Origin of the sequence: Avibacterium gallinarum, from assembly GCF_002921135.1 — a bacterium.
GTDB lineage: Bacteria > Pseudomonadota > Gammaproteobacteria > Enterobacterales > Pasteurellaceae > Avibacterium > Avibacterium gallinarum.
In genome coordinates this window covers 36,782-59,325 of record NZ_PQVJ01000001.1, presented here as the reverse complement: position 1 = coordinate 59,325, position 22,544 = coordinate 36,782, and the positions used below count along the sequence as shown (strand labels likewise).

The following is a 22,544-nucleotide window of genomic DNA, read 5'->3' as shown; positions in this document are numbered from 1 at the left end:
TTTAGCATACATCCCTGATGAATTTTTGCGGATAGGGCAGATCCCTAAAATAGATAAGGAGCATTTTATGAAAATTGTTTTTCTTGATAGCACAGCCATTCCAAAACACATTCCTATTCCACGCCCTAACTTTGAACATCAATGGGTGGAATATGAGCATACTTCGCCTGAACAAACCATTGAGCGCGCGAAAGATGCGGATATTGTGATTACGAGCAAAGTCGTGTTTGATCGTGAAACAATGAAACAGCTCCCGAACTTAAAGTTAATTGCGATCACCGCCACAGGCACAAATAATGTAGATTTAGAGGCGGCAAAAGAACTAGGCATCGCAGTGAAAAATGTGACAGGCTATTCTTCTGTTACTGTGCCTGAACACGTTTTAGGGTTAATTTTTGCTTTAAAACATAGTTTAATGAATTGGTATAAAGATCAGCTCAGCGCCAAATGGGCGGATAGCAAACAGTTCTGTTATTTTGATTACCCGATCACCGATGTGAAAGGTTCAACCTTAGGTGTTGTGGGTAAAGGTAATCTTGGTAAAGAAATTGGTCGTTTAGCTGAAGCGCTAGGAATGAAGGTGATTTATGCAGAACGCAAAGGGGCGACAACAGTTCGTGAGGGTTATTTACCTTTTGAGCAAGTGTTGCAAGAAGCGGACATTGTTACCCTACATTGTCCTTTAACGCCTGAAACTACCAATTTGATCAACGCCGAAACATTAAAATTAATGAAGCCAACGGCATATTTAATCAACACAGGACGCGGGCCTTTAGTCGATGAAAAAGCCTTAGCAGAAGCGTTAGAAAATGGCACAATCGCTGCCGCGGCTTTAGATGTGTTAGTGAAAGAGCCGCCTGAGAAAGATAATCCACTTATCCAAGCGGCAACGCGTTTACCAAATTTAATCATCACCCCACACGTTGCTTGGGCATCTGATGGTGCGGTGGAAATTTTGGTGAAAAAAGTAACACAAAATATGGAAGAATTTGTCGCAACGGGCAAATAAATTTATTATCGAACGAAATTTCCCCTGTTATGCAGGGGAAATTTGTTATTTCAACCCTTAAATAATAATGATGAATTTACCGATTTCTTTATTTATTGCCCTGCGTTATTGGCGAGCGAAAAGTGCGGATCGTTTTGGGCGATTAGTTACCAACCTTGCGATGATGGGGATTGTGCTGGGTATTATGGCGTTAATCATCGTGCTTTCGGTAATGAATGGTTTGGAAAATCAACAAAAAAACAAGTGCTTTCCACCATTCCCCACGCCATAATTATGCCAAAGTCAGGCCATTTATCCCGTGAAGCGCCAACACCGACAATCCCAGCTTTCGTGCAACGCGCCATTCCGATTAACACCACTAATGTGATTTTACAAGCACCACAAGGCGTGAGTGCTGGGCAAGTGATAGGTATTCAACATTTTTCTGATGATCCTTTATTAAGCCATTTTCAACCCCAATCTTTTGAGCAATTATTACCCGCAGGCGAATTTAAATTGGTAATGGGATCGCAATTAGCGCAAAAATTACGTTCACAAATTGGCGATAAAGTCCGTTTAATGATCACGGAAAACAGCCAATATACGCCCTTTGGTCGTGTGCCTGTGCAACGCTTATTTACCATTAGCGATATTTATTTTGCTTCGGGGCAAAATGACAGCAACGCCGTGTTTGCCAATCTTTCCGATATTGGCAGATTGATGCGTATTGGCCCACAGCAAATGCAAGGTTATCGCTTATTTTTACGCGATCCTTTTGATATTACTGAACTTCCTAACTATTTCAGTGCCGATGAATGGCAGATAACCGATTGGCGTAGCCAAAAAGGGGAGTTTTTCCAAGCGGTAAAAATGGAAAAAAATATGATGGGCTTGTTGATTAGCCTGATTATTGTGGTCGCCATTTCAAATATTATCACGTCGCTCAGCTTAATGGTGGTGGATAAACAAGGAGAAATTGCCATTTTGCAAACCCAAGGATTGAATAAATCGCAAGTGCGCCGCCTGTTTATTTGGCAAGGGCTATTGGTAGGCATTAGTGGAACTTTGATCGGCACATTGCTTGGCGTGCTAACCACGTTAAATTTAGATTCCATTATGGCGTGGTTTAGTGCAGAAAATATTCGTTTACCGACAGAATTAAATCTTTCGCAGATTGTGATAATTGTTGCGGTATCCTTATTATTTTCTTTATGCTCAACGATTTATCCTGCGCACCGAGCGGCGCAAATTGAGCCAGCAGAAGCCTTGCGCTATGAATAATGCGTAACAAAGTGCGGTGCTTTTTTTTTACGAAATTTTTTACTACAAAGCGAAACAGAAAAACAACGAGAAAAGAATGACAGAGAAGCAAATTTTACTCAGCTGCCAAAATTTAACCAAAGTTTACCAAGAAGGGGAAAACCAAACGCAAGTGCTAAAAGACGTCAGTTTCTCAATGGAAGAGGGCGAATTGGTGGCGATTGTGGGCAGTTCAGGTTCGGGCAAAAGTACCTTATTGCATACCCTAGGCGGCTTAGATCAGCCAACCAGCGGTGAAGTGTTCATTAAAGGGCAATCTTTGCAAAAGGCGAGCGCTGATGAATTAGCGAAATTACGCAATCAATATATGGGGTTTGTCTATCAATTTCATCATTTAATGGCAGATTTTAGCGCACTAGAAAACGTGATGATGCCGATGTTGATTGGTAAGCAAAATCGTAGCGAAGCGCAAGAACGGGCAGAAAAAATGTTGCAAGCGGTGGGCTTAGCGCATCGCATTAAGCATCGTCCTTCTGCGTTGTCTGGCGGTGAGCGTCAGCGTGTTGCCATTGCCCGTGCTTTAGTGAATAACCCTGCTTTAGTGCTAGCTGATGAACCCACAGGGAATTTAGATCGCAAAACCACAGAAAGCATTTTTGAGCTTATTTTGCAATTAAACCAAGAGCAAAAAATTGCCTTTTTATTGGTTACGCACGATTTGCAGTTGGCGGAGAAACTTTCTCGCCGAATGGTGATGCAAGATGGTGTATTGCGTGGAGAAAGCTAGATGAACGCACCCTTTTTTATTAGCTGGCGTTATCAGCGTGGTAAGCAGAAAAATCGTTTGGTTTCGCTGATTTCAATGTTTTCTACCCTTGGCATCGCTCTTGGTGTGATGGTGTTGATCGTGGGGCTAAGTGCGATGAACGGCTTTGAACGTGAGCTGAATAAACGCATTTTAGCGGTTGTGCCGCACGTTGAAATTTCTGCTTATTCTGAACAGGGCGAGAGTACGCCAATAAAAAATTGGCAAAATTTAACCGCACTTTTAAAACAAGATCCTAGCGTGGTGGCGAGTTCCCCTTTTGTCAGTTTTACCGCTTTGGTAGAAAATGGTACGAAGTTAAAAGTGGTGCAGGTGAAAGGCATTGAAGCAGACAAGCAAGATCAAGTGAGTGCCTTAGGGCAATTTGTATTAGGCGATGGCTGGCAAAATTTCTCTCGTGAAGGCGGATTAGTCTTAGGCTCTGGCATTGCGCGCGAATTAGCTGTGCAAGAAGGGGATTGGGTAACATTGTTGATTTCTCAATCTGATGGCACCAATAATTTTACCCAGCCAATGCGTGAGCGTATGCAAATTACAGGAATTTTGCGCCTTGATGGCCAGCTCGATCACAGTTATGCCTTAATTCCCCTTGCAACTGCGCAGCAATTCTTGGATTATTCAGCTGATGAAGCCACAGGTGTTGAACTCAAAGTGCAGCACCCTTTTGCCGTGCAACAACTGGATTATCCAACCTTGCAACAATATCCACAATTTTTGTCCGCGCAAAATTGGATTAGTAAATTTGGCTATATGTACCGCGATATTCAGCTTATTCGCACCGTGATGTATTTAGCAATGGTGCTAGTGATTAGCGTGGCCTGCTTTAATATTATTTCAACTTTGATTATGGCGGTGAAAGACAAGCAAGGCGATATTGCTATTATGCGTACCCTTGGCGCAAATGATGGCTTTATTAAACGAATTTTTATTTGGTATGGCTTACAAGCTGGAATGAAAGGCTGTGTCATCGGGTTGATATTAGGCTGCGTAACGGCATTAAATCTCACCCAATTAATTAAAGGCATTGAATTTTTAATTGGCAGAAAACTGCTTTCTGATGGCGTGTATTTCGTAGACTTTTTGCCCAGTGAACTTCATTGGCAAGATATTGCGGTGGTTTTTGTGGTGGCCTTAGTGCTAAGTTTGATCGCCAGTTTATACCCTGCAAGTCGCGCCGCGAAATTACAACCTGCGCAAGTTTTAAGCAGTCATTAAAAATTTATCAATAATATTTTTAAACTAGTTTACTAGTACAAAAATGCGTGTTACATTGACACACAATGAAGTATTCGCAATGCGGATAAGCAAGTAATTATAAAATACAAACCAAGATGTAAGAGAGTTGATGTATGACAAAAAGCAAAAATGACATTTATATTGCTAATGATGATACCCGAATTGGCAAAGTAGAGCAGGTGCTACCACCCATTGCGTTAATTGAAAAATATCCAGCAAGCGAAGTGGCGATCAACACCGTAAAAAAAGCCCGCCAACAAGCGCATAATATCATTCATCGCAAAGATGATCGTTTACTTGTCGTGATTGGGCCTTGCTCCATTCACGATCCAAAATCGGCTTTGGAATATGCACAACGCATCAAAGCAATGCGTGAGAAATATCAAGACAGCTTAGAAATTGTTATGCGTGTTTATTTTGAAAAACCGCGTACAACCGTAGGTTGGAAAGGGTTAATCAATGATCCTTACCTAAACAATAGCTATGCGCTCAATGATGGTTTACGCATCGCGCGAAAATTATTGTTAGATATTAATAATTTAGAAGTTCCAACCGCAGGCGAATTTCTCGATATGATCACACCACAATATGTGGCAGATTTTATGAGCTGGGGCGCAATTGGGGCAAGAACCACAGAATCGCAAGTTCACCGTGAATTAGCTTCAGGCTTATCTTGTGCCGTAGGTTTTAAAAATGCCACCAATGGTGGTGTGCGCATTGCCTTAGATGCCATTGGCGCAGCAGAAGCACCGCATTATTTCCTTTCTGTAACTAAATTTGGCCATTCTGCGATCGTTTCCACTAAAGGAAATGCAGATTGCCACATTATTTTGCGCGGAGGCGATAACGGGCCAAATTACAGCGCAAAAGATGTCAATGAAGTTTGCGAAAGCATTGAAAAGAGCGGTCGAATTCCGCACGTTATGGTGGATTTCAGCCACGCAAACAGCAATAAGCAATTCAAAAAACAATTAGAAGTTTGCGCAGATGTTTGCCAGCAAATTGCACAGGGTTCAAACCAAATCTTCGGCGTAATGATCGAAAGCCATTTAGTGGAAGGCAGACAAGATCTGGTAGAAGGCAAGGAATTAGTTTACGGACAAAGTATCACCGATGCCTGCATCGGCTGGGAAGATTCCGAATTAGTGCTGGAGCAACTTTCAAATGCGGTGATTGCCCGCCGTCGTGCCAACAGCTAATTTGATTTTTATAGAGAAAAGGCTGAATTGAAAAAATTCAGTCTTTTTTATGCTCAGCAGATGAGGTGATTTTTTGCGAGATAGATCAAATTTCGAGAATTTTCGCATAAAAATGACTGAAAATTTGGTGTTATAATTCACCGTACTTTAAAATTGAAATGGCATATTAAAAGGAGTTAATGTGAAATTAGACGAGCTAGCTAAACTTGCTGGGGTTTCCAGAACAACAGTAAGTTATGTGGTAAATGGCAAAGCAAAACAGTATCGAGTAAGTGATAAAACCATTGAAAAGGTACAATCGTTAATCAAGGAATATGATTTCAAACCTAACGCGATGGCGGCTGGGTTGAGAGCAGGGAAAACCAATACCATTGGGTTGATTATTCCTGATTTTGAAAATATGAGCTATGCAAGAATTGCTCATCAGCTTGAACAAAAGTTTCGCGAAAAAGGCTATCAACTGCTGATTGCCTGTTCTAACGATAATCCAAATAATGAGATGGCTTGTGCCAAGCATCTTTTCCAACGCAAAATTGATGCGCTGATTGTTTCTACTTCCTTGCCAGCAGACAATTTGTTTTATCAGCAAAGTAAAGTGCCAGTGTTTGGTTTTGACCGTAAGATCAGCGGGGATAATGTGATCAATGTGCTATCTGATGATAGAAATGATGCTTATCGCTTGGCGCAAGATTTGTTTAAACAGCAATCTTTTAACAATGTACTCTTTTTTGGTGCATTACCTGAATTACCAACGAGCAAGGAGCGTGAATTGGGATTTCGTCAGGCGTTAAAAGAGCGGTCAGAAAATTCGGTAGAATTTCTTTATAGTGGGCAATTCCACCGTGATTCTGCAGCGCAAACCTTTGAACAATGGCTTGTAACAAATTCGTTGCCAGATGCTTTATTTGTTACTTCTTTGACGTTGTTACAGGGTATATTCCAAGTGCTATTAAGACAGAATAAAGGGATTCCACAGCAATTAGTGATTGCCACTTTTGGGGATCACGAAATGTTAGAATTGTTGGGCAATAAAACCCTATGTGCGGTGCAAGATCACAAGAAAATTGCCGATAAATTGCTTGATTTAGTGTTAGAACGACTTAACCATAAATCTGATTTAGAAGGCTTAAATCTGCCAAATAAAGTATTGCGTGATTTAGTTTATCATTGTTAGTCAGACAAAGGCGGTGGTGGTAGCGGTTCTGGTTTGCCTAAAAAGTGCGGTTCTTTTTCGATTAAAAGATCAAGCACCGCCTGTACTCTTGCGAAAAATTCGCGGAAACGTACAAAGGTATAGCCACTTGGGTATTCCGCCGCAAAGCAGATTGCATCAATATTATGATATTTGGCAATGAATAAAGCCCGTTCACAATGAAAACGCTGTGTAATAATGGTGATGGAATGGGCTTTAAACACTTGATCGGCGCGGATCACAGAATCTAAGGTACGAAATCCTGCATAGTCGCGATACATATACTCTTCTGGCACACCCATTTTTTTCAAATCTTTGAACATTGTGCGCGGTTCGTTATATTCCACAGTGCGGTTATCTCCGCTAAGCAGTAAATAATCTACTTTGCGTTCTTTAAATAGTTCACTTGCTGCATTCAAACGGTAAGAATAAAACAGATTTGGCGTATTTTTAGCGAAATATTTTGATGTGCCTAGCACCAACCCATAAGGGCGATAGGGTAGTTTATTGATGTCCGTATAAATACCTTGGCGAACGTAAAAGCCGATTGCCTGATCGATCAGCACCAAAACGAAAACACACAAAAAAAGACAAAACAGACTGTATTGCAAAAATTTGCGTGGTAGATAGCTCAGCCACCGAAAAGAAAAAAGGTAACGGAAAAAGGATTTCAGCATAAAATTCGTGTTTTTTTATTTCTTGCTCATCAAAATAATAAAAAACACTAGTAAATTCAAGTAAATTTATTCTAAAATACGTCTAGAAGTTTAGACGTCTAAAATTTCTTGACAAGGTACAGGGCTAAGGGTAGTTTATGTATCCTACCTTGGCAAGATCGCATCAATGAAGTAATGGATAGGCAATGGCAGTACAAACAGCAACACTCTTTACACAAACACCGCTCAACCTCACCTTAGGTGGGGAGCTTGGACATATTGATGTTGCCTACCAAACCTATGGCAAATTGAATGCGGATAAAAGCAATGCAGTGCTGATTTGCCACGCTTTAACTGGCGATGCTGAACCCTATAATGATGACCCTAATCAAGCAGGTTGGTGGCAAAATTTTATGGGAGAGGGCTTGGCGTTGGATACGTCAAAATATTTTTTCATTTGCTCTAACGTGCTAGGTGGCTGCAAAGGCACAACAGGGCCTGCGTCAATTAATCCACAAACGCAAAAGCCCTATGGCAGCCAGTTTCCGCATATCCTTGTGCAGGATATCGTCAAGGTGCAAAAAGCCCTGATCGATTATCTTGAAATTCCCCATTTAAAAGGCATTGTTGGCGGTTCGTTCGGCGGAATGCAAGCCACTCAATGGGCTATTGATTATCCTGATTTTATGGATAATATCGTCAATCTTTGCTCTTCTCTTTATTTTAGTGCGGAAGCCATTGGGTTTAATCACGTTATGCGCCAAGCTATTATCACCGATCCTAATTTTAATCATGGCGATTATTATGACGGTGAACCGCCCTCGCAAGGGCTGTCTATTGCACGAATGTTAGGAATGCTCACTTATCGCACCGACATTCAGCTGACCAAAGCTTTTGGACGCGCCACGAAAGTGGAAGGGCAGTATTGGGGGGATTATTTCCAAGTGGAATCCTATCTCAGTTATCAAGGGCAAAAATTTCTCGATCGTTTTGATGCCAACAGTTATTTGCATTTGTTGCGCGCATTGGATTTGTACGATCCTGCGTTAGGTTATGAAAGTGCAGAGCAGGCATTGTCGCGTATTAAAGCGCGTTACACTTTGATTGGCGTGACTAATGATCAGCTTTTCAAAGCGGTGGACGTAAGAAAAAGTAAAACTATGCTTGAACAAGCTGGCGTTGATTTGAGCTATCACGAATTCTCTTCCGATTACGGTCACGATGCCTTTTTGGTGGCTTATGATGCGTTTGAAACACTAATTCGCAATGGATTAGAAAACCATTAATTTAGCACATAGTGAAAAAATAAGGGGCTGAAAAAAATCAGCCCCTTATTTTTATAGGAAAACAGGTTAAATTAAATTACTCACAAAAATCACCAAAATAATAAATGGCACGACATATTTCACATAATTAAACCAAATTTTTGTGAAAGTAGAGTCGGGAGTGTCGGAAAGCTCTTTTTTCGCTTCATCTTTTAGCACAAAGCCGACGAAAATAGCGCAGCCAAGTGCGGTGAGTAAAAAGAGAATATTTCCGCTTACATAATCAAAGGCATCGAAAATGCTTTTGCCGAAGAAAGTGTAATCTTTCAGTAAATTATCGCTTAAAATAGAAGGAATATTACCGAGCAAGAAAATCCCGCCAAGGGTTAAGGCAATGGCTTTTCCACGGCGCATTCTGAGCTTTTCTTGAAGTGCGGTGATAATGACTTCATAAATCGTGATAGAAGTAGTGAGCGCTGCAATCAGCAATAAACTAAAGAAGATTATGGCGAAAATTCGTCCTGCCCACATATGTGAGAACACAATTGGTAAACTTTGGAACACCAGCGTTGGGCCTGCGTTCGGCTCAATGCCGAAGCTGAATAAAGACGGAAAAATCATAAAGCCTGCTAAAACCGCAATAACGGTGTTGGTAAACCCTGTGATTACGGCGGTTTGCACTAAGTTTTCTTCCTTGCTCAGATAGCTTGAAAGGGTGATCAGCACGCCAAAGCCTAAACTCAATGCAAAGAAAACTTGGCCTAGCACCATAATAAATAACTGCGGTGTAATTTTAGAAAAATCAGGTTTGAGGTAATAAATAATCCCTTCCGCCGCACCGGGTAAAGTGATGTTGCGGATCACCATTCCAATTAAAAACACAAACAGCAATGGCATTAAATATTTCACTGAACGCTCAATACCACCGATAATCCCTTTAGCTAAAATTACATAGTTGATGGCCACAAAAATAAAGGTGTAAAGGGCGATTTGGAGCGGGCTATTACTAATGCTTTGTTCATAGAAGGTTTTGGCATAGTCTTTGCTGATGGTGCTAGAAATATCTAGGCTGCCAGAAATCAGGCTGATAATATAATTCATCACCCAGCCGCCAAGCACCATATAGTAAGCCATAATGCCGAAGGCACCGAGCAAGCCCATATAACCAATGATTTTCCAATATTTTGAATGGGGTTTGGCGGTGAGTTTATCTTCAAAGGCATCAATCGAATTCACACGCAAGCGGCGACCAATCACGTTTTCCACTAAGATCATTGGAATACCGATGACGATCATCGCGATGCAGAATAATAAAACGTATGCGCCGCCACCGTTTTCACCCACTAAATAAGGGAAACGCCAAGTTGCACCAAACCCTACGGTTGCGCCAGCGACAGTCATAATATAGGTTAATCGGCTTGACCAAGTTTGTCGTTCAGATTTTTTTGTTGTCATAAACTACCTTAATTTTCAGTTTTGTCTTTGTATTCACAAAGATCTTCAATAATACAAGAACCGCAACGTGGCTTGCGCGCAATGCAGGTGTAACGTCCGTGCAAAATCAGCCAATGATGCACGTCCACTTTAAATTCTGCCGGCACAACCTTGAGTAATTTTTCTTCGACTTGCAACACGGTTTTACCGGGGGCAAAGTTGGTGCGATTGCAGACGCGGAAAATATGCGTATCCACCGCAATAGTCGGCTGACCAAAGGCGGTATTTAACACCACATTCGCGGTTTTGCGCCCAACGCCAGCTAGGGCTTCAAGTTCTTCACGGGTTTGGGGAATTTCGCCATTGTGTTTTTCGATCAGATCTCGGCAGGTTTTAATAATATTTTCCGCTTTGCTATTAAATAGTCCAATGGTTTTGATATAGCTCTTTAACCCGTCTAACCCAAGCTCTAAAATCGCTTGTGGGGTGTTTGCCACAGGGAACAGTTTCGCCGTGGCTTTATTTACCCCTTTATCTGTGGCTTGCGCAGACAAAATCACCGCAATCAATAATTCAAAGGGCGAATTATAATTTAATTCTGTTGTGGGGTGGGGATTTTGATCCCGCAGTCGAGTTAAGATTTCAATGCGTTTTTGTTTATTCATTGTGTTTATTGTTTTTTATTATCGATTAAGTTTTTCATCGCCAAAATCAGCCCTAAACCAAGGAATGCCCCTGGGGGAAGAATAGCGAGCAAAAAGCTACTGTTTAGCTCAAAAAGGTTTAAATGTAATGCCGTTGCCCAGTTGCCGAGCAGGTTTTCCATTCCCATAAACAGTTTGCCCGTGCCTAACACTTCACGAATTGCGCCTAGCACAAACAAGCTGAATGCCATTCCCACGCCCATTGCAAAGCCATCAAAGAGCGAAAGCAACACGCCATTTTTTGATGCAAAGGCTTCTGCACGACCAATGACGATACAGTTTGTCACAATCAAAGGAATGAAGATCCCTAAGGATTGATAAAGCGTATAAGTGTAGGCATTCATAATCAGTTGCACAATGGTTACCGTGGTGGCGATAATCATCACATAAATAGGAATACGAATGGCGTGCGGAATATGCTTGCGGAACAACGAAACTACTACATTGGTACAGATTAATACCGCAATGGTGGCAATGCCTAAACCAAGGGCGTTGGTTGCCGAGCTAGACACCGCAAGTAGCGGGCAAAGCCCCAACAGTTGCACAAGAGCGGGGTTATTATGCCAAAAACCTTGCTTAAATAATTCGCTCCATTGGCTTTTTAGCCCAGTCGGCACGCTTTGTTGTGGTTCAATGGAAGCCAAATCCATTTCGGTTTCTGATGTATGGTCTAAAGTGCGGTGGTTTTTTTCGTGATTTTCTTGCATTAGTTTTGCTCCTGTTTCACCGCATTATTATTCATTTGTTGCAATAATGGCAAGGCTGAACGCTTAGTTTGATTGACGATGGCGCGCGGTGTAATGGTTGCGCCAGTAAATTGATCGAATTTACCGCCATCTTTTTTTACCGCCCAATCATTGAGATTATCGGCACTGATTTTTTGTTGATTAAAGCTCAGCACCCAATCAGAAATACGCAGTTCAATTTTATCACCTAAGCCCGGAGTTTCTTTGTGTTCAAGCACACGCAAACCTAGCACTTCACCCTGTGGTGTAATCCCCACCAGAAAGCGAATATTGCCTGAATAGCCATCTGGCGCAATGGTTTCATAAGCATAAGCCACGGGCTGATGATTTTTCTCTGCGATACAGATTTTCTCAATGCGTAAGGTTTTGGCTTCAGCGAAATCAGGCTGAGAACAACTGGCGAGCAAATCGTTATCGTAACTTTGCGGTGGAATAATTTGTGCAAGCAATTCAGCTTGTTGTTTGGCGATGGCTTGCTCAATAGGGGCTTTCGTTAAGAAATACACAGCGGTAGAAAGTGCGGTGCAAATTAACGCAATAATGCCCAAGATCACGCCATAACGGGTGCTAATTTTTACCGTTTGCATTGCTTATTTCCTTTTGTATCCAGCCACGCGTGGTCGCGTGTAATGATCTATCAATGGCACACAAATATTTGCCAGTAACACAGCAAATGCCACGCCATCAGGGTAGTTGCCATTAAAGCGAATTAGGCACACAAGCAAGCCCACAATCGCACCGAAAATCAGTTTTCCTTTTGGCGTGATTGAAGATGTGACAGGGTCAGTGGCAATAAAAAATGCGCCGAACATTGTTGCCCCGCTAAACCAATGCCATAAGGGGCTTGGCGCATAAGAAGAAGTAAGCCAGTGAATACCGCTTACCAGTAACATTGTGGCTAAAAAGGCAGTAGGAATTTGCCAATGAATAATTTTCTTCCAAATTAGGAAAACACCGCCAAGTAAAAAGAAAAGATTGATTTGTGCCCAGCCTAAACCAAGATTGAGTTCACTCTCAAAAGGCATCACTTCCACAAAAATAGGAGATTGATTAATTTCTCTTATCGCCATATTAATTTTGCTTGCGGTTTTGACGGAATCCAATGGCGTGGCTTGGGTAATCCCATCAATGGAATTGGCTAATTGATGCAGGCTGAAGCCGTCCGTAGTAATGCCGTGGAAAATCAGCTGATAAGCATCTTGCAGGCTAGGTGGCTCATTTAATAACGCCACGGGCGGCAGCCAAGCCGTCATTTGCACAGGGAAAGAAATGAGCAACACCACATAACCCACCATTGCAGGGTTAAACAGATTTTGCCCCAAGCCACCGTAAACGTGCTTGCCTAAAATGACCGCACAGAATGTCCCGATTAAAATCACCCAATAAGGTGCATAAGGTGGGATTGCCATCGCGAGCATTAATGCTGTTAGCACCACGCTGAAATCACTGATATAAAACAGGTTGGGCTTTTTGCGTAAGCGCGTAACCATAAATTCCAACACTAACGCAAGGGTAATGGCGAGCAGGCTTTGAATTAACACACCAAAACCAAAATAATAAATTTGTGCGCCCAATGCAGGCAACATTGCCAACGCCACCCACAGCATAATACGAGCAGTCAATTTGCCCGAGTGGGTGTGTGGCGAACTCATCATTTTAAACATTGCTAAACCTTATTCTTGTTCTTCAGATCGATTTTCTTTTGCTTGTTTCTTCGCTTTTGCCCGTGCAATGGCGGCAGCGATCGCGGCTTTTTTCGGATCAAGTGCGGTGGAATTTTCTAGCGTTTTTTCTTTTGTTTTTTCGACCGCACTTTGGGTTTCCGATTGTTCGGCTAAACCTTGATTTTCCACATTTTTCTCTGCGGAATTTGCAGATTGAGCTGTTCCGTTCTGAGCTTGTTTCTTCGCTTTTGCTGGTGCAATGGCTGCGGCAATAGCCGCTTTTTTAGGATCAAGCGCGGAGGCATTTTCTTGCGTTTTTTCTTTTGTTTTTTCAGCCGCATTTTGGGTTTCTGCTTGTTCGGTTAAACCTTGATTTTCCACACTGTTCTCCACTGAGCTTACAGGTTGTTCTGTACTGTTCTGAGCTTGTTTCTTCGCTTTTGCTCGTGCAATGGCGGCAGCAATAGCCGCTTTTTTCGGATCAAGAGCGGTGGTATTTTCTGGAGTTTTTTCTTTTGTTTTTTCAGCCGCACTTTGGCTTTGAATTTGTTCGGCTATACCTTGATTTTCCACACTATTCTCAGCTGAACCTGAAGATTGAACTGTATCGTTCTGAGCTTGTTTCTTCGCTTTTGCCCGTGCAATGGCCGCAGCGATAGCGGCTTTTTTCGGATCAAGTGCGGTGGAATTTTCTTGCGTTTTTTCTTTTGTTTTTTCGACCGCACTTTGTGTTTCTGCTTGTTCGGCTAAACCTTGATTTTCTACACTTTTCTCTGCAGAACTTGCAGATTGAACCATGTCGTTTTGAGCTTGTTTCTTCGCTTTTGCTCGAGCAATCGCCGCAGCGATAGCAGCTTTTTTCGGATCAAGTGCGGTGGAATTTTCTTGCGTTTTTTCTTTTGTTTTTTCGACCGTACTTTGGGTTTTCGATTGTTCGGCTACACCTTGATTTTCCACACTGTTCTCTGCTGAGTCTGCAAATTGAACCGTGCTGTTCTGCGCTTGTTTCTTCGATTTCGCTCGTGCAAGTGCGGCTGCGATCGCAGCTTTCTTAGGATCGGAATTTGCATCAAGTGCGGTGCGATTTTCCTCAGTATTTTGCGCTGAGTTTTCTTGTGATTGTGAAGACGTTGCATTTTCTTGTTCAGCTTGTTGGCGTGCTAAGCGGCGTGCTTTGCGTTGTGCCATAATATCGGAATTATCTGGTTGCAGCTGGCCTTTTTCGTCCACAAAAGTTTTCACATTTGGGCGTTCGCTGTCGCTTTGTTTTTTCGCTTTTAAACGTTCTAATGCGGCTTGAACAGGATCAACGCCTTTCTGTTTAGCAATTTCTTCACGGCGCGCTTCAGCGGCACGTTGGGTGCGCGCTTTGCGGGCTTGTTCTTCTTTTTCTAAACGCGCTTGGCGTGCCTCGAAACGTAATTTCGCTTCGTGGGATTTTTGCGCTTGTTCTTTGATTTCCCAAATTTTCGCTTTTTCTTGACGGAAATATTGAATAAGCGGAATGTGGCTCGGGCAAACATAAGCGCACAAGCCACATTCAATGCAATCTTGCAGGGCATATTGTTCTGATTTTTGGTGATCTTCACTGCGCGCGAACCAATATAGTTGCTGCGGCATTAAATGCACAGGACAAGCGTCTGAGCAAGCAGAGCAGCGGATACAGGCTTGCTCTGGCTCGGGTTCGGCATATTCAAAATGATCAGGCGCGAGCAAGCAGTTAGTAACTTTGGTTACAGGCGCGTTGAGATTGGGCAAAATAAAGCCCATCATTGGCCCGCCCATAAACACTGGGAAACGCACGTCATATTGATAGCCCACTTGTTGCAATAGGGCGGAAATCGGCGTGCCTAAGCGAACTAAAAGATTGCCTTTGTGTGGGATTTTATCGCCTGTTAGCGTAACCACGCGTTCAATTAACGGTTCGTCATTGATCACCGCTCGTTTGATCGCAAACGCCGTGCCGACATTGTGCATTAGCACGCCAATGCTGGAAGAACGCTGACCGCTCGGCACTTCAATGCCTGTTAGCACTTGGATAAGCTGTTTTGCCGCACCTGAAGGATATTTGGTGGGAATCACACGAATTTCAATATCATTTGCCCCTTTTAAAGCGTGTTTAAGGGCTTTCACTGCCTTGGGTTTGTTGTCCTCAATGGCAATAACCACTTTTTCAGGGCGTAAAATATAGCGTAAGATGCGTATTCCTTCGATGATCTCTTTCGGACGATCTTGCATTAAGCGATCATCACAGGTGATGTAAGGTTCACATTCTGCGCCATTGATAATGAGCAGTTTTACTTTATTTTCTGCCGATTGAATTTTAGCCGCTGTTGGGAATACCGCGCCGCCTAAGCCTGCAATTCCAGCGTGATAAATTTTTTCAATAAGCTGTTCTGGCGTTTGGCTCAGGAAATCTTCAATTGGGTGCTGTTTACGCCATTCATCTTTACCGTCTGCCTGAATTTGAATGGTTAGTTCAGGTAAACCAGAAGGGTGGGCGGCAATATAAGGCGCAATTGCCGTGATAACGCCTGAACTTGGGGCGTGGACAGGCAGATTGCGTAATCCTTCCCCCTGCGTTAATGGCTGACCTTTTAGCACTTTATCCCCAACGTTCACTAGCAGATTTCCAGCATTACCAGCGTGCTGTTTAACCGGAACATAGTAGGTTTTCACCAGATCTGCAGGGCGAATAGGTGTGTGATTTGATTGAGATTTCATTTCAGGCGGATGAATGCCACCAGAGAAATCCCATAATTTACCGGAATTAAAATTGGTTAATACATCAGCCATTATTTTTCCGCTCCCTGATTATTCGTGCTGCTTGCAGTAATCTCTACCACGGGAATGGTTAAGCTGGGATCGAATTTCCAATCCCAATGATCAATGTCTTGTTCTATTTTTATCATTGAAATGCAATCTGTCGGGCAAGGAGCAACGCAGAGTTCGCAGCCTGTGCAAAGATCAGGAATCACTGTGTGCATTGCTTTATTTGTACCAATAATGGCATCAACAGGGCAGGCCTGAATACATTTGGTGCAACCAATACACATATCTTCGTGGATAAATGCCACTTTTGGCGCATTATCTTCTTCATCAAAATCCGTTGCAGGCACGTCCACGCCTAATAAATCGGCAATTTTCACCACTAATGGCTGACCACCGGGAACGCATTTGGTAATCACATCGCCTTGTGCAATGGCTTCGGCATAAGGCTTACAACCGGGGTAACCGCATTGTCCGCATTGGCTTTGCGGCAGTAGGGCATCAATTTTTTCTACGATAGGATCGGCTTGCACTTTTAGTTTGATGGAAGCTAAGCCTAAAATCGCCCCAAAAATCAAAGCAAGTACGCTAATAGCGAGAAGAACATAATATAAGGTTGTCATTTTACACTCTCACTATGCCAGCAAAACCCATAAATGCAAGGGACATTAATCCTGCGGTGATTAAGGCGATAGACGCACCACGGAAAGGCATTGGCACATCGGCAGCGGCAAGGCGTTCACGCAGGGCAGCAAATAGCACTAAAACAAGGGAAAAACCAAGGGAAGCACCGAAACCGTAAACCACAGACTGGGTTAAATTATGGGCTAAGTTCACATTTAATAACGCCACGCCTAACACTGCGCAGTTTGTGGTAATCAGTGGCAAAAATACCCCCAGTAAACGATAAAGGGTTGGGCTGGTTTTATGAATCACCATTTCGGTAAATTGCACCACCACGGCGATCACTAAAATAAACACTAAGGTGCGTAAAAAATTGCCATTAAATGGCGTGAGCAAGTAGCGATCAATCAAATAGGAACAAAGGGAAGCAACGGTTAGCACAAACATTGTGGCAAGTCCCATTCCAATGGCAGTTTCGATTTTTTTCGATACCCCCATAAAAGGACAAAGCCCTAGGAATTTCACTAGGACAAAGTTATTGATAAGTGCGGTGCTAATAATTAATAAAATATAGTCAGTCATCAGTTTGTTATCCTTGCTTTCATTACCTTGTTATGATTTTTATATGCATGAAAGCCAAGTTGTCAGAAAAAATCTAGCTTGCTATTATCCTAGTTTCTGGCAGGGATAACAATAGAAAATTTTAGGTAGATGTTGAATTTACAATGATTATGGCGTAGGCTTGCATTGTATTTTATCTATTCAATAGAGGAAAAGAAAATGTTAAAAGAAGCAGGTTATGATGAGTTTTTGGCAGAGCGTATTGCCGAGGGCGAGGCTGCTTTGGCGCGCGGTGAATATATGAGCCTTGAAGAATGGAAAAAACATACTGATGAATTGCTAAAACGCAAAGCGTTAGAATTAGAAATGTTAGAACGCGAGGAGCTTTTGGAGTATGCCAGTTAAGCCTATGCGGATTTCTCCTTCTGCAATGTTAGTTATCCATTCTCGCCGAAAATATCCTCTTTTATCTTCTTAAATTTTTTCTAAAAACGCCGAAAAACTTTCCACTTGAAATTCAAATCCTGCTTCAATTAGGTGCGCTGGCTTAATGCGTTGGCTGTCTAATAATAATTGTGAGCGATCACCTAAAATCCAACGTAATAAGAATGCGGGCACATTGGCGAAATGGGGGCGCTTAAGGAAATTGCCTAACTGCTGGTTGAAATCTTGATTGGTGATGGGCTGTGGGGCAGTGAAATTGAACGCGCCTTTACATTGTGGGTTTTCCAATAAAAATAAAATCCCTGCGATCATATCTTGTAAGCTGATCCAAGCCCAATATTGTTTACCACTGCCGAGTTTTCCACCTAATCCTAAACGATATAACGGCAACATTTTACTTAATGCACCGCCATTTGGACTCATCACCATTGCGGTGCGTAATAAGCAAACGCGGGTGTTAGCTTGCATTGCCGCGGCTTCCCATTGTTGGCAAAGTTGTGCAGGAAATGCTGTGCCAGCGGGAGTGCTTTCATCAATCCAATGATCTTGATGATCGCCATAGAAACCTGTGGCTGATCCTGAGATAAAGGTGTGCGGTGGGGTCTCACTTTGATTAATAAGTGCGGTCAAATTTTGCGTTAAATTTACTCGGCTAGCAAAAAGTTTAGCTTTTTGTTTGGCTGTCCAGCGATGCGCGAAAATCGGTTCACCAGCTAAATTAATCACCGCATCAAAGGCATTGAGATTTTGCAATGAGGCAAGATTATCAATTTGTTGTACTTCTTGTTGTGCTTCGCTTATTTCAGTTGGAAAACGCTCAGGCTGAATATTACGCGTTAAAAGACAAATGCGATGTTGTTTGGCGAGAAGTTGTGGGATTAAGGCTGAACCAATCAGCCCTGTGCCACCGGTGAGTAGAATATTCATTATAGGCTAGTTTCAAATAATTCTTGCACACGTTGCATTAAGTCTAAAATCGCTGTGTCTGATGTTGGCGTGATAAAAATGGTGTCGTCCCCTGCGATTGTGCCGAGAATACCATCTGCTTTGCCTACAGAATCTAATAAGCGCGCGATAAGTTGTGCGGCTCCAGGGCTGGTTTTTACCACGATTAAAAAATCGTTGTGATCGATGTCTAACACTAAGTTTTTTAATGGGCTGCTAGAGGTAGGCACACTTAATTCCGCGGGTAAACAATAGACCATTTCCATTCGGCTATTGCGCGTGCGAACCGCGCCAAATTTAGTCAGCATTCGGGAAACTTTAGATTGATTAATATTGCTAAAACCGAGCTGTTGCAAGGCATTTACAATTTCCCCTTGCGAGCCAAAACGCTCTTGTTCTAGCAAGGTTTTAAACGCAGAGATTAAATTATCGTGTTTGTCTGTACTCATAATGTTTGGCTATGTTGCGAATATCTGCAAAGATTTTGCATAAAAATTCAATTTTTAGCAAGTTTTAAAAGCCATAATAGAAAGGAAATGCAACAATTTTAAAATAAATTTTTTAAAAATTTGAATTAGATCTCACTATTGAATTTCTCTGTTTGAATTTGCTATGGGATAAGTCTAAAATCCAATTAACTTGATTTATAACCAAAAAGAGGAGTATTAAATGAAAGTTGCAGTTTTAGGTGCCGCAGGCGGAATTGGTCAAGCATTAGCATTATTGTTAAAGTTACAGCTACCCGCTGGTTCAGAATTATCTCTTTATGATATTGCCCCTGTTACCCCAGGTGTTGCGGTGGACGTTAGCCATATCCCAACCGCGGTTAAAGTGCGGGGATTTTCTGGTGAAGATCCAACGCCAGCGTTACAAGGCGCAGATGTAGTGTTGATTTCAGCAGGTGTGGCGCGTAAGCCAGGTATGGATCGTTCTGATTTATTTAATATTAATGCGGGTATTGTGCGTAATCTTGTTGAAAAAGTAGCACAAGTTTGCCCGAAAGCCTGTATTGGTATTATCACCAATCCTGTTAATACCACTGTTGCCATTGCCGCAGAAGTGCTGAAAAAAGCGGGTGTGTATGACAAACGCAAACTATTTGGCGTAACAACATTAGATGTGATCCGTTCAGAAACCTTTGTTGCTGAATTAAAAGATCTTGATGTTTCACGCACCGCTGTGCCAGTGATTGGTGGACATTCAGGTGTAACCATTTTACCTTTACTCTCTCAAGTGCAATATGCACAATGGAAAGAGGAAGAAATTGCACCGCTTACCAAACGTATCCAAAACGCAGGTACCGAAGTGGTGGAAGCCAAAGCAGGTGGTGGTTCAGCAACCCTTTCTATGGCACAAGCCGCAGCACGTTTTGCCCGCTCTTTAGTGAAAGGCTTGAGTGGTCAAACTGTAGTGGAATGTAGCTATGTAGAAGGTGATGGCAAATACGCACGTTTCTTCGCACAGCCTGTTCGTTTAGGTAAAGATGGGGTAGAGGAAATTCTGCCAATTGGCGAATTAAGTGCTTTCGAGCAAAAAGCCTTAGAAGATATGTTACCAACCTTGCGTGCAGATATTGAACTTGGCGAAAAATTTGTGAATGGCTGATTTTAGTTAGCGATTAAAAAGAAAGGGCATCTTGAGATGCCTTTTTTAATGGCGTGGAATAACGATTAAGAATAGTGATTAAGGCTTAACACTTTGCCCCAAATGAATTTCATAACCTAAGTTGATAATGTGGCTTTTCATTGGGATACCTTGTAAGCGATTGAGCAATTCTTGCGCTGCAATTTTGCCAATCTCTAATCTTGGCGTGATCACGGTGGCAAGTTGTGGTGTCATTGATTGCCCCACATCGTGACCGTGGAAACCTGCAATGGCTATATCTTGCGGAATCTTGATCCCCAAACGCTGACACTCAAACAACGCACCAATAGCTAAGTCATCATTGGTACAAAAAATGCCGTTGGTTTCGGGGTATTCGCTCAGGGCTTGGCGTAGTAAATTTGCTCCTAGAGTGAAAGAAGAAGGTTCAGAGGTAATCAGGCTATGTGGTGTTAAGCCGTGTTTTTTCATTGCATTTTCATAGCCTTGCATTTTCAGCTTGGTGCGTTTATCCATTCGCGCAGTGAAATAAAGGATATTTTTATGCCCGTAATGAATCATTGTTTCCACCATAGATTGCGCCGCCGCCACATTATCAAAGCCCACCACTTGCTGAATGCCCATTTCGCTGCTGTCCATAATTTCAATCACAGGAATATTGGCGACTTCAAGCATTTTTAAGGTACGTGGGCTATGGTGATTTTCCGATAAAATTAATCCGTCCACATTATAAGAAAGCAGGCTTTCAATGCGTTGTTCTTCTTTTTCTACGCTATATCCATAGTGCGCCACCATCGTTTGATAGCCAGCTTTATCCGTAATTAATTCAATACCTTTCAACACTTCCGCGAACACTTGGTTGGTGAGAGAGGGCAATAACACACCAATGGCCAAACTTTTGGCGTTAGATAAAATATCAGGCGCTCGATTAGGAATATAGCCAAATTGTTCAATCGCGGCAGCGATTTTGTGCTGCGTTTCTGGCGCAACGGAATCAGGATTGCGTAAATAACGGCTAATAGTCATTTTGGTTAAACCAAGATGATCGGCGATTATTTGTAGGGTGGGGCGTTTTCGTTTATTCATTTTCGTCTATTTAGCGACATAAAAGGGAAAAATAATAATCCGTTATTCTAGTAAAAATTTCACAAAAAATCACCGCACTTAGGGGTTGTTGATCATTCATTTTATATTCGCTTTATTCTCATAAAAAATAGGCTCTAGCTCAAATGTAAAATGAATGATCAACAGCCCCTAAAATCAGAGTATAATGAAAATATTCACTCATCAGTTGATGGTAAAGCGAGGAAGCTATGTCAAAAGAAACTAAATCAAAACAAACCAATCTCACCGATGTTCAAAATGCCCTAGATCAAACCGTGGCAGAAACTATTCGTTTAACGCAATATAGCCACGGCGCAGGGTGCGGTTGTAAAATTTCGCCGAAAGTGCTAGAAACTATTTTACATTCTGAAATGGAAAAATTTGTCGATCCTAATTTATTGGTGGGCAATGAAACCAAAGATGACGCAGCGGTTTATGATATTGGCAATGGGATAGGCATTATCAGTACCACAGATTTCTTTATGCCGATCGTAGATGATCCCTTTGATTTTGGACGCATTGCTGCCACCAATGCCATTAGTGATATTTTCGCAATGGGTGGTAAACCCATTATGGCCATTGCGATTTTAGGCTTCCCAATCAAATTACTTCCACCTAGTGTGGCGCAACGTATTGTGGACGGCGGGCGCTTTGCGTGCCAACAAGCAGGCATCGCCTTAGCAGGCGGTCACTCCATTGATGCCCCAGAGCCGATTTTTGGTCTAGCCGTAACAGGCGTGATTTCTACCGACAAAGTGAAAAAGAACGCTTCCGCACAAGCTGGCTGCAAACTTTATCTCACCAAACCGCTTGGCATTGGCGTTTTAACCACGGCGGAGAAAAAAGGCAAACTTAAACCTGAACACAAAGGCCTTGCTACCGCAACAATGTGCCAAATGAACAAAATTGGCACAAAATTTGCGGAGTTAGACGGCATCACCGCAATGACGGATGTAACTGGCTTTGGCTTGCTTGGCCATTTAAGTGAGATTTGCGAGGGTTCTCAGCTCAAGGCAAAAGTGTATTTTGATAAAATCAAAACCCTAGATGGCGTGATCCGCTATATTGAAAAAGGTTGCGTACCTGGTGGCACAGGACGAAATTTTGAGAGCTACGGATACAAAATTTCCCCAATGAATGATCTACAAAAAGCTGTGTTGTGCGATCCACAAACCTCAGGCGGTTTGCTTATTGCAGTAAAACCTGAAGCGGTGGAGCAAGTAACAGCGCTAGCACAGCAAGAAGGTGTGGAATTGTTTGAGATCGGAGAACTTAGGGATCAAGATCAAGCATTTTTGATTGAAGTGGAGTAGTGTTCAAAAGAA

At 42.4% G+C, this 22,544-nt stretch carries 21 protein-coding genes and 1 pseudogene; 10 read left to right on the top strand and 12 right to left on the bottom strand.

Annotated elements, in window-relative coordinates; all coding sequences use genetic code 11:
• Nucleotides 1–67: 67 nt before the first annotated feature.
• The 6 genes and pseudogenes from C3007_RS00350 (at nucleotide 68) to cra (ending at nucleotide 6,683) form a co-directional block, all read left to right on the top strand.
• Entirely contained in the window at nucleotides 68–1,009 is a 942-nt protein-coding gene (locus tag C3007_RS00350) for a 2-hydroxyacid dehydrogenase (RefSeq protein ID WP_103852544.1), read from the top strand.
• A 70-nt stretch (nucleotides 1,010–1,079) separates the two neighbouring features.
• A pseudogene (locus tag C3007_RS00345) lies at nucleotides 1,080–2,269 on the top strand (lipoprotein-releasing ABC transporter permease subunit).
• A 76-nt stretch (nucleotides 2,270–2,345) separates the two neighbouring features.
• Complete coding sequence (gene lolD / locus C3007_RS00340; protein ID WP_103852543.1) at nucleotides 2,346–3,035, top strand: lipoprotein-releasing ABC transporter ATP-binding protein LolD; 690 nt, start codon at nucleotides 2,346–2,348, stop codon at nucleotides 3,033–3,035.
• Nucleotides 3,036–4,289: a lipoprotein-releasing ABC transporter permease subunit LolE gene (gene lolE, locus C3007_RS00335; protein ID WP_103852542.1), complete on the top strand. Its 1,254-nt coding sequence runs from the start codon at nucleotides 3,036–3,038 to the stop codon at nucleotides 4,287–4,289.
• 134 nt (nucleotides 4,290–4,423) lie between these two features.
• The gene (gene aroG / locus C3007_RS00330) at nucleotides 4,424–5,509 is read left to right on the top strand and encodes a 3-deoxy-7-phosphoheptulonate synthase AroG (protein WP_103852541.1); all 1,086 of its coding nucleotides are present in this window, start codon (nucleotides 4,424–4,426) and stop codon (nucleotides 5,507–5,509) included.
• A gap of 181 nt (nucleotides 5,510–5,690) precedes the next feature.
• Entirely contained in the window at nucleotides 5,691–6,683 is a 993-nt protein-coding gene (cra, locus tag C3007_RS00325) for a catabolite repressor/activator (protein ID WP_103852540.1), read from the top strand.
• Here the strand turns inward: cra and C3007_RS00320 are convergent.
• Nucleotides 6,680–7,378: a SanA/YdcF family protein gene (locus C3007_RS00320; RefSeq protein ID WP_103852539.1), complete on the bottom strand. Its 699-nt coding sequence runs from the start codon at nucleotides 7,376–7,378 to the stop codon at nucleotides 6,680–6,682. The two genes, cra and C3007_RS00320, sit on opposite strands and share 4 nt — an antisense overlap.
• A 185-nt stretch (nucleotides 7,379–7,563) precedes the next feature.
• On the opposite strand from C3007_RS00320, the gene metX reads away from it, so the two are divergent.
• Nucleotides 7,564–8,643 (top strand): homoserine O-acetyltransferase MetX, encoded by a 1,080-nt coding sequence (gene metX / locus C3007_RS00315; RefSeq protein WP_103852538.1) that lies wholly within the window; start codon nucleotides 7,564–7,566, stop codon nucleotides 8,641–8,643.
• A gap of 66 nt (nucleotides 8,644–8,709) precedes the next feature.
• Here metX and C3007_RS00310 read toward each other — a convergent pair whose 3' ends face one another.
• The 8 genes from C3007_RS00310 to rsxA are packed head-to-tail and all read right to left on the bottom strand — an operon-like array spanning nucleotide 8,710 to nucleotide 17,145.
• The gene (locus C3007_RS00310) at nucleotides 8,710–10,077 is read right to left on the bottom strand and encodes a sodium-dependent transporter (protein WP_103852537.1); all 1,368 of its coding nucleotides are present in this window, start codon (nucleotides 10,075–10,077) and stop codon (nucleotides 8,710–8,712) included.
• Nucleotides 10,078–10,085: 8 nt separating this feature from the next.
• Complete coding sequence (gene nth, locus C3007_RS00305) at nucleotides 10,086–10,721, bottom strand: endonuclease III (protein WP_103852536.1); 636 nt, start codon at nucleotides 10,719–10,721, stop codon at nucleotides 10,086–10,088.
• 5 nt (nucleotides 10,722–10,726) lie between these two features.
• Nucleotides 10,727–11,467, bottom strand: a complete 741-nt coding sequence (locus tag C3007_RS00300) for an electron transport complex subunit E (protein WP_370445373.1) — start codon at nucleotides 11,465–11,467, stop codon at nucleotides 10,727–10,729.
• The gene (gene rsxG / locus C3007_RS00295) at nucleotides 11,467–12,093 is read right to left on the bottom strand and encodes an electron transport complex subunit RsxG (RefSeq protein ID WP_103852535.1); all 627 of its coding nucleotides are present in this window, start codon (nucleotides 12,091–12,093) and stop codon (nucleotides 11,467–11,469) included. The genes C3007_RS00300 and rsxG overlap by 1 nt, the downstream gene beginning before the upstream one ends.
• Nucleotides 12,094–12,096: 3 nt before the next feature.
• A complete protein-coding gene (gene rsxD, locus C3007_RS00290) occupies nucleotides 12,097–13,170 on the bottom strand; it encodes an electron transport complex subunit RsxD (RefSeq protein WP_103852534.1) in 1,074 nt (357 codons plus the stop codon).
• A 9-nt stretch (nucleotides 13,171–13,179) separates the two neighbouring features.
• Nucleotides 13,180–15,966: an electron transport complex subunit RsxC gene (gene rsxC, locus C3007_RS00285; RefSeq protein ID WP_103852533.1), complete on the bottom strand. Its 2,787-nt coding sequence runs from the start codon at nucleotides 15,964–15,966 to the stop codon at nucleotides 13,180–13,182.
• Entirely contained in the window at nucleotides 15,966–16,562 is a 597-nt protein-coding gene (rsxB, locus tag C3007_RS00280) for an electron transport complex subunit RsxB (protein WP_103852532.1), read from the bottom strand. The genes rsxC and rsxB overlap by 1 nt, the downstream gene beginning before the upstream one ends.
• Nucleotide 16,563: 1 nt before the next feature.
• Entirely contained in the window at nucleotides 16,564–17,145 is a 582-nt protein-coding gene (gene rsxA, locus C3007_RS00275) for an electron transport complex subunit RsxA (protein ID WP_103852531.1), read from the bottom strand.
• Between the two features lie 198 nt (nucleotides 17,146–17,343).
• Between rsxA and C3007_RS00270 the strand changes: the two genes are divergently transcribed.
• On the top strand, nucleotides 17,344–17,529 hold the full coding sequence (locus tag C3007_RS00270) for a hypothetical protein (protein WP_103852530.1): 186 nt from the start codon (nucleotides 17,344–17,346) through the stop codon (nucleotides 17,527–17,529).
• Nucleotides 17,530–17,598: 69 nt separating this feature from the next.
• Here C3007_RS00270 and C3007_RS00265 read toward each other — a convergent pair whose 3' ends face one another.
• Complete coding sequence (locus C3007_RS00265) at nucleotides 17,599–18,495, bottom strand: TIGR01777 family oxidoreductase (RefSeq protein WP_103852529.1); 897 nt, start codon at nucleotides 18,493–18,495, stop codon at nucleotides 17,599–17,601.
• Complete coding sequence (argR, locus tag C3007_RS00260; protein WP_103852528.1) at nucleotides 18,495–18,962, bottom strand: transcriptional regulator ArgR; 468 nt, start codon at nucleotides 18,960–18,962, stop codon at nucleotides 18,495–18,497. The genes C3007_RS00265 and argR overlap by 1 nt, the downstream gene beginning before the upstream one ends.
• A gap of 220 nt (nucleotides 18,963–19,182) precedes the next feature.
• Between argR and mdh the strand changes: the two genes are divergently transcribed.
• The gene (mdh, locus tag C3007_RS00255; protein ID WP_103852527.1) at nucleotides 19,183–20,118 is read left to right on the top strand and encodes a malate dehydrogenase; all 936 of its coding nucleotides are present in this window, start codon (nucleotides 19,183–19,185) and stop codon (nucleotides 20,116–20,118) included.
• Nucleotides 20,119–20,196: 78 nt separating this feature from the next.
• On the opposite strand, the gene gntR is transcribed toward mdh, so the two are convergent.
• Nucleotides 20,197–21,201, bottom strand: coding sequence for a gluconate operon transcriptional repressor GntR (gene gntR / locus C3007_RS00250; RefSeq protein WP_103852526.1), 1,005 nt, complete (start codon nucleotides 21,199–21,201; stop codon nucleotides 20,197–20,199).
• Nucleotides 21,202–21,494: 293 nt separating this feature from the next.
• Here gntR and selD point away from each other — a divergent pair, with 293 nt between their 5' ends.
• Complete coding sequence (selD, locus tag C3007_RS00245; protein ID WP_103852615.1) at nucleotides 21,495–22,532, top strand: selenide, water dikinase SelD; 1,038 nt, start codon at nucleotides 21,495–21,497, stop codon at nucleotides 22,530–22,532.
• Nucleotides 22,533–22,544: the final 12 nt, after the last annotated feature.